The sequence below is a fragment of the Rhodococcus sp. G-MC3 genome (genome assembly GCF_030063335.1).
Lineage (GTDB): Bacteria > Actinomycetota > Actinomycetes > Mycobacteriales > Mycobacteriaceae > Rhodococcoides.
This window is the reverse complement of record NZ_JASISW010000018.1, coordinates 113,264-120,224: the sequence shown is the minus strand read 5'-3', so window position 1 is coordinate 120,224 and position 6,961 is coordinate 113,264. Positions and strand designations below refer to the sequence as shown.

Below are 6,961 nucleotides of genomic sequence, written 5' to 3'. Positions count from 1 at the left end.
ATCTGCGAGATGCCCTTCGTAGTGGCCGAATCTTTCCCTAGACAAGATTGATTCTTTCACCACGACAGGGCATTTCGTATTCACAACTCGCGCTCAGTTGTCACTTCATCGGTGTATTCAGGTTAAGGGAGTTCGGCTACCAGGAGGACCGTGGGGTCGGCGAGACCACTGCTCGTGCTCGCGAGATGGCGGCGAACTGTTCTCCTCCGTTTCCGGCTGGCTTGGTCTACGAGAAGGTCCGGTCGGCACTGACCTACGTCGAGACCCACGAGCTGCAACGTCGAACCGACGACGGCAATGCATTGTTGTTCGTGGAGCTGCACGGCCAGGATGTGCGATACGCGACCGACGCGAAACAGTGGTACGCCTGGGACGGTCAGCGTTGGCACGCAAGTGGGGACACGCTGGTCCTCAATCGGGCGCGCTCAACAGCACGAACACTGATGGACCTCGCTATGGATATCGAGGACGATCAACAGAAGCTCGCCGCCGTTCGATACGCCGCGTCATCACTGAGCAAGAACCGCATCAAGGCCATACCTGAACTGGCGCTCGCAGACTCGCGAATCGGCGTCCAGACTCGGAGCTTCGACGCGAACCCGTACGTTCTGAATACGCCGACGGGCATCCTCGATCTGCGGACGGGCGTTGAGACGCCGCACGTGCGTGATGCGTACCTCTCCAAGATGACGAACGTCGGATACAGCGACTCAGTCGACGCACCCGAATGGAGGGGGTTCGTCAGCTGGGCCATGGGTGGAGATCCCGCGATGGTCGAGTTTCTGCAACGGTCAGTCGGTTATGCCCTTTTCGGTGAGACTCAAGAGAACGTGCTGTTCCTTCTGCATGGTGGCGGTGCGAACGGCAAGACCACGTTCTTGAACGTCTGGGAGCGCATCCTTGGGGACTACGCGTTACACGCTGAGGCCGACCTCTTGACTCCGAAGGACGGAGGTAGTACCACCGGCCAGGCTGATCTGTTCGGCAAGCGGTTCGTCGTCGCATCGGAGACCAAGGCGGGAAAGACGCTCGATGAGCGAACCGTGAAGCAGCTCACGGGTGGCGACACGATTACCGCGCGGAAGCTCTACAAGGACAACTTTTCGTTCGTGCCGTCCCACACGATCTTCTTCGCGATGAACGACCGTCCGACCATCTCGGACTCGTCGTACGGCATGTGGCGTCGCGTGCTGTTGGTGCCGTGGGAGCAACGTGTCGAACCGGGGAGGCAGGATAAGGACAAGGCCCAGCGGATCGTTGAGAAGGAAGGCCCTGGTGTCCTCGCGTGGGCCGTCGAAGGATTCCAGAAGTGGCACCGAGATAGCGACCTTGTCGTTCCTTCGGCGGTACGTGCTGCCACGGACTCCTATCGGACAGAGGAAGATTCGCTGGGTCTGTTCATCGAAGAGAACCTTGAGATCGGAGGAGCTGACGACTACGTGAACGTGGCGTCGATCAGTTCGCGCTACTCGCTCTGGTGCAGCGAGCAAAGCATCGGAGAGAAGAATCGAATCTCTCCTCGGAAGGTGCTCCACGCTGTGGCTGAGCGTCAAGGTTTGGAGGAGTCCTCGCGGATGATCAACGGCGATCGGTCGAAGAAGATCGTTGGATATCAGCTCACGGGTCGTGGCACCCAGTGGGGGTGACATAGCCGGTGCATCGAATTCGCTGTAATCTACCAACTCCCTACGTAAGGGACCCTATAGAGGAAAGTCTCGAAATTACAGCGAATTCGTTGCACCTATGAAAATGGAACAACGTATCTACCTAGCGAACGGTATTGCGGATTCCGACGACGTTTCGCCAGGAGCGCTCCGTCTCAAGCCAGCACGCGCAGACCGAACACCCTCCTAGCCGGCCAGGTAGGCCAAACACGAAGAGAGACAACCATGATTACCTGCTTCCTCTGCCGACGCGAGTGGCCGAAAGAGAAGGCCCACCATGTCGAGCGCGACTTCTGGGCATGTGGCGAACCGCGCCACTGCCATCAGTACATCAACTCTGCTGCCGCGACAAGACTGCTTCACCGAGGTCGAGGACCGTTGTATCTGACTGATCCTGCTGCGTACCGACGTGAGCTTGCGTCGCGCAGGCTCTGAGTCCCGCTGTCGCAGTCGATCTCGTCCCGCGCGACAACCAGCAACGGGCACTGCCAGATTTCGCCTCTGCCGATCAGTCCTGATCCTGTTGCGCGACAGACCACTAACGGTAGGCACTCCTAATCCTGCTGCCGCGCAACGTGATCGAGAGTAGCTAACTGCCTGTGTTTGGTTCCGAACCTATGGACTGGTCGACGGGTCAGGCGCTAGCTCTATGGACGTGCCTCCGGGCAGCCTAGATCGAAGATCAGCGACATAACATCATCAACGTCGCCGCCACCTGACGGCAGATTGAGCAACTGCGCGACGCCGCTGGAGAGTTCGCCGTAGTTCTGACCGGTGCCCGCCAGACGGCACGTGTTGGTCACCACGAAACTGATCTCCTGGTCCGGCTGCGTGAATCCACGTTCGCGCATCTGCGCCACGAAATCGTCTATCGCCTCGATTGGCACGGCCACCATGCTCGCCACCGTCTTGGGCAGCGTGACGTCGTAGTCGGAGGCGTACTCGGGGCACGCCGTTTGGATTGCCAAAGCAACTACGTTGTCGACCTCTGCGCCGCCGGTGTTGATGTCCACGCCGAGGTACGCGGCGACAACGTTTCCGACGTTACTGCCGTTCTTGGAACCGCGTGTTGGGTCATCGCACACCGCTTTCACGATTGCCTCGTTGTCGTGTCCCACGATGTTTGCCCGGTTCATCTCAGTGGCGAACTGTTCGGCTTCGGCGTCTGTGACACCACCGGACGATCCGCCGCACGCCGCAGTAAGTGCCAGAGAAGCAAGGGCAATGGGCAGGAACTGTCGAATGTTACTCATAGTCTGTAGACCTATAGTCGTCATCGAGGCGAATGTCTATAGCGATGCCTCGGATCTCGCAGAAGCCGCACCGGATCGCCTTTGGCGACCGGGTTCGAGCGCTGCGCTCTGACCGGGGACTTTCACAAGAGAAGCTGGCCGAGCTGTCAGGTCTACACCGGACCTACGTCAGCAGCGTCGAACGCGGCGAGCGAAACATTGCGCTCGACAACATTCACCAGATCGCCGACGCGCTGGACGTGCCAGTGACAGAACTGTTCGTCACGCACGCCATTTGACCTTGACGCGCGCCTCCAGAACCGCGAGCTGATGCGCGCGTTTGCGGCCGTCGAACTCGTCCGCTGCCTCAGTCTTGCGCCGCGTCAGGTTCGTCGTGACGCCCTTCGGATAGGTCGTGACTGTGACGGTCTCGATCACCGAGCTGAGCACTTGGCGCTTCCACACTGCGTCCTTGGTCTGCCACAGCTCGCGCAGTCGTTCGCCACGCGGGATATTCGCGCTGACGTGCTGCGCTGCAAGCTCTGTCAGCTTCTCCTCGGCGGCTGCGCTCGCCTTCTCGATACGCGATTGCTCGACCTTGACGTCACGAGCCGACAGGATGCCCTCGACATAGCCTTCCTTGACGCGCGCCAACTGCCGACCGAGCTTGTCCAACTCTGCGTGCAGCTCGTTCTCTGCGACCTGCGCACTGTTGTCCACGGGAGGATCCAACCGCGGCGTGTCCAGACGAGCGAATACCTGCTCGCGTAGGTAGTCCTCCAACGGCTGGTGCGAGATACGAACCTTGCCGCAACCGTTGTACGGGATCTTCGCGCAGACAAACGAGTGGCCGCGCAGCCGAGACGCAGTCATGCTGGTCAGCGTCGAACCGCAGAGCGCGCACGTCAATACGCCCGACAGCGGATACTTACGAGCTGTCCCGAAGTTCTTGCCACGTTCCTTGCGAGCGGGATCAGACAGCAGCGCAACGACACGTTCCCAGTCCTGCAGGTTGACGATTGGTTCCCACACAGCGTCATGCAGCACACCTTGATGCGAGCGCTTGCCGATCAACGCGGGATTGGTCAGCACACCGCGCAGCGTCTTCGGACTCCAATGCGCGCCGTCTTTGTTGTTCGACCGACCACGGGTACGTCGACCGAGCGCGTTCCACGAGGTACAGATGCCGTACAACGTCTCGCCTGCGAGCAGACGATCTGTCGCTTCAACGAGCCAGTCTGCGTGCACAGCGTGCCTCTGGAGGTCGACAACCTTGCCAGTAGCGGGATCCTTGACTGGCTCGAATCCGAACGGGCCGATGTTCCCGTGGAACTGGCCCGCCTGCGCGCGCTGCAACGCTGCACGCGAGACTCGCTCGGAGATGACGTCCGATTCCATCTCGTCGTTCGTCGCCAGGATCTGCGCGACTTGCCGCCCGGCTGCTGTGTTCAGATCGAAGCTCGGCGACATAACGTAGTGAAACTGGATGCCGTGATCGCGAGCAAGCGCGACCAGCTCGACCGTCTGCGCCATCCGACGGGTCAACCGCGACGTCGTGTACGCGATGATTGCGTCGAACTCCCCTGCGCGAGCAGCACGCAACATCTCCTCGTACTGCGGACGTGGCTTCGGACGACTACGGGTCGACGCGCCGACGTCGTTGTCCGAGTAGACATTCGCCACGTCGAAACCTAGGCGCTCAGCGAGCGCACGACTATCCTCGAGCTGGCGCTTGATGCCGAGCTCTTTACCTTCACTGTCGCGGCTGATCCGCGTGTAGATCGCTGCACGTTTTGGTTCCATGTACCACAATCGTAGCCGCTGTTTGGTTTGCGGTTGTTGACAAGGTCCACCACCTCCGCACCGCGTACCTCCCCCACCACCAACCGGTCCGGTCTCATACGTAGCGCCTGGCGAACCAGCTGGCGCACAGTCACTTCGCCGACGCCCTCGATGTTGGGAGCACGTGCGACCATCCGAACGACGTGTGGATGCGCAGGAGCGAGCTCCGCCGCGTCTTCCACACAGATGATGCGCTCCCTGCGATCCACTTCCCCCAGCAGTGCAGCGAGCAGCGTGGTTTTACCTGCGCCCGTACCGCCTACGACGAGGAAAGCGAGCCGTGCGGCGACGATTCTTCGCAACAAATCGAGCGCTACGGGTTCGATGGCCCCGCGCACAGCCAAGGCGTCGAGCCCCTGCGTCGTCGGACGCAGCACCCGCAGGGACAGACACGTTCCTCCACGCGCCACAGGGGCCAGCACCGCGTGCAACCTGACCCCGAACGTGCCGTCGCCGACTCCGGGAAGCTGACCGTCCACCCAGGGCTGCGCGTCGTCCAGTCTTCGGCCGGCCGAGAGTGCCAACCGTTGGCACAGCCGTCGCACCGAAGCCTCGTCGACGAATCTGATCGACGTCCGCTCCAGCCCGGCGCCGCGGTCGACCCACACCTCGTCCGGCGCGGTGACGAGTACGTCGGCGACGGATGGGTCGCCCAGCAGCGGCTCCAGCGGCCCCGCGCCTGTCAGCTCGGTCTCGAGCTCACGCAGGGCAGCGAGTAGGTCGGTGTCGCTGAGCACGCCGCCCGCCTCGATACGAATAGCGGCTGCGACCATCGTCGGCGTTGGTTCTTCCGCCGATTGCGCCAGCCGGTCGCGCACCCGGTCCAGGAGTGCGCCCGTGACGACCGCACTCACGCTGCACGACTCGTCTGTGGTTTGCGGGCGAACGTGGAGAGGATCGCGTGTGCGACCGAACCGATCGGGGAACGCCGTCCGAGCCGTAGCCCTCCGCGTTCCACCTGTCTGGCCAACCCCGGCTCAGGTCTCATGGTGGCCAACAACGGCAGCTGCACCGCGTCGGCGATCTCGGAACTGCGAAGCCCACCAGGCGCAGGCCCCCGGACGACGAGTCCCACATTCGAGTTGCGTGAGGTCAGGTAGCCGGCGATGTTCTCGGCGGCCGCGACCGAGCCGAGATCTGCCTGGGCGAGAAGAATCACGAGGTCGGCCGCGTCGTGAAAGGCGTCGGACAAAGCGCCCGGAAGCCGCGGCACGTCGCAGATCACGAGGTCGCCCGAACGGCGGCCGGCGTCGACGACGGCAGCCACCGCAGTGACGTCGAGGCCACCGGCGGACATCTGGTCGCGCACCCTGCCCGCCGACAACACCGAGAGCATTCCGCGCGAGGGCAGCGCTCCGTGCAGTGCGTCGCCCGAAATCCTGCCTGCTTCGACGACGATCCCCGGCCACCGCAGCCCCGGTTCTTCTTCCCATCCGAGCAGTAGGTCCAACCCACCGCCGTACGCATCGCCGTCGATCAGAAGTGTTCGAGCATTGGAGGATGCCGTGAGGGCTGTAGCCGTGGCTAGCGTCGACGCGCCTGCGCCGCCGCGCGCCCCGACGATTGCGATGACGCCGCCATCGCCGCGGTCGTCGTTCGCGCCGCTCGCGAGGATACGGATCAGGACCTCCTCATCAGAGGGAAGGCGCAGCACGTCCGCGGCTCCGACGGCAGTGGCGGCTCGCCAATGATCCACAGTCGCCTCGTCTCGCGTGAGAATCACGACGCCAAGCCGTCTGGTCGGCCGGAGAGCGAGAATCTCTACCGCAGTATCGACGTCCAGCAATACGACCCCCGCGCGCTCCCACTCCAGCCGGAACCTAGAGACGTCGTCAACTAACTTACCGACCGGTAGGTCGCGTTCCAGGACAACGCAATCCGCAGCCGCAGCAACCCTGAGTGCATCGGCACGCACACGTGCATCGGTCGCGACCAGTAGACATGGCTGCGGCGCGTACCGCTCGAATCCGTCGAATTCCATGGCGAGAGCCTGCGCTCAATCCCGCTACGCCGAAAGACCGTTCACGAAAATGTGGATGAATCGAGGGGGTGTGGATGAATTCCTGGACTGCAGTACCAGAATTTTGCTTCAGAAAGAGGACGACCCTCGCCAGGGGGGGAGGAGGCGAGGGTCGTCTGGTTCAGCCCCGGGGGGTCGGGCTGAACACATCCGAACTGAATCGGACTGTGCCAATACTACACCTGGCGCACGCGCTGTTTGCA

Annotated in this window: 6 protein-coding genes; 2 read left to right on the top strand and 4 right to left on the bottom strand. The window is 62.2% G+C overall.

The annotated features are described in order from the left end of the window. Nucleotides 1-185: 185 nt before the first annotated feature. Nucleotides 186-1,646, top strand: coding sequence for a DNA primase family protein (locus tag QMK17_RS19210; RefSeq protein ID WP_283510887.1), 1,461 nt, complete (start codon nt 186-188; stop codon nt 1,644-1,646). A 665-nt stretch (nt 1,647-2,311) separates the two neighbouring features. Here the strand turns inward: QMK17_RS19210 and QMK17_RS19205 are convergent. Then, entirely contained in the window at nt 2,312-2,917 is a 606-nt protein-coding gene (locus tag QMK17_RS19205) for a DUF732 domain-containing protein (RefSeq protein ID WP_283510886.1), read from the bottom strand. A gap of 44 nt (nt 2,918-2,961) precedes the next feature. Here QMK17_RS19205 and QMK17_RS19200 point away from each other — a divergent pair, with 44 nt between their 5' ends. Further along, entirely contained in the window at nt 2,962-3,195 is a 234-nt protein-coding gene (locus QMK17_RS19200) for a helix-turn-helix domain-containing protein (RefSeq protein WP_283510885.1), read from the top strand. Here QMK17_RS19200 and QMK17_RS19195 read toward each other — a convergent pair. Genes QMK17_RS19195 through ssd form a run of 3 tightly spaced genes read right to left on the bottom strand, consistent with a single transcriptional unit; the run spans nt 3,179 to nt 6,719 of the window. Beyond that, a complete protein-coding gene (locus tag QMK17_RS19195) occupies nt 3,179-4,699 on the bottom strand; it encodes a recombinase family protein (protein WP_283510884.1) in 1,521 nt (506 codons plus the stop codon). The genes QMK17_RS19200 and QMK17_RS19195 overlap by 17 nt on opposite strands. After that, nucleotides 4,588-5,592 carry a TadA family conjugal transfer-associated ATPase gene (locus QMK17_RS19190; protein ID WP_283510883.1) on the bottom strand — a complete coding sequence of 335 codons (1,005 nt, stop codon included), beginning with the start codon at nt 5,590-5,592 and terminating at the stop codon, nt 4,588-4,590. Before QMK17_RS19190 ends, QMK17_RS19195 begins: the two co-directional genes overlap by 112 nt. Next, nucleotides 5,589-6,719 (bottom strand): septum site-determining protein Ssd, encoded by a 1,131-nt coding sequence (gene ssd / locus QMK17_RS19185; protein ID WP_283510882.1) that lies wholly within the window; start codon nt 6,717-6,719, stop codon nt 5,589-5,591. The genes QMK17_RS19190 and ssd overlap by 4 nt, the downstream gene beginning before the upstream one ends. Nucleotides 6,720-6,961: the final 242 nt, after the last annotated feature.

Excerpts from the sequence above, each read along its gene's own strand:
- QMK17_RS19210 (WP_283510887.1), top strand. The coding sequence starts at position 186 with ATGGCGGCGAACTGTTCTCCTCCGTTTCCGGCTGGCTTGGTCTACGAG.
- QMK17_RS19205 (WP_283510886.1), bottom strand. The coding sequence starts at position 2,917 with ATGAGTAACATTCGACAGTTCCTGCCCATTGCCCTTGCTTCTCTGGCA.
- ssd (WP_283510882.1), bottom strand. The coding sequence starts at position 6,719 with ATGGAATTCGACGGATTCGAGCGGTACGCGCCGCAGCCATGTCTACTG.
- QMK17_RS19195 (WP_283510884.1), bottom strand. The coding sequence starts at position 4,699 with ATGGAACCAAAACGTGCAGCGATCTACACGCGGATCAGCCGCGACAGT.
- QMK17_RS19200 (WP_283510885.1), top strand. The coding sequence starts at position 2,962 with ATGCCTCGGATCTCGCAGAAGCCGCACCGGATCGCCTTTGGCGACCGG.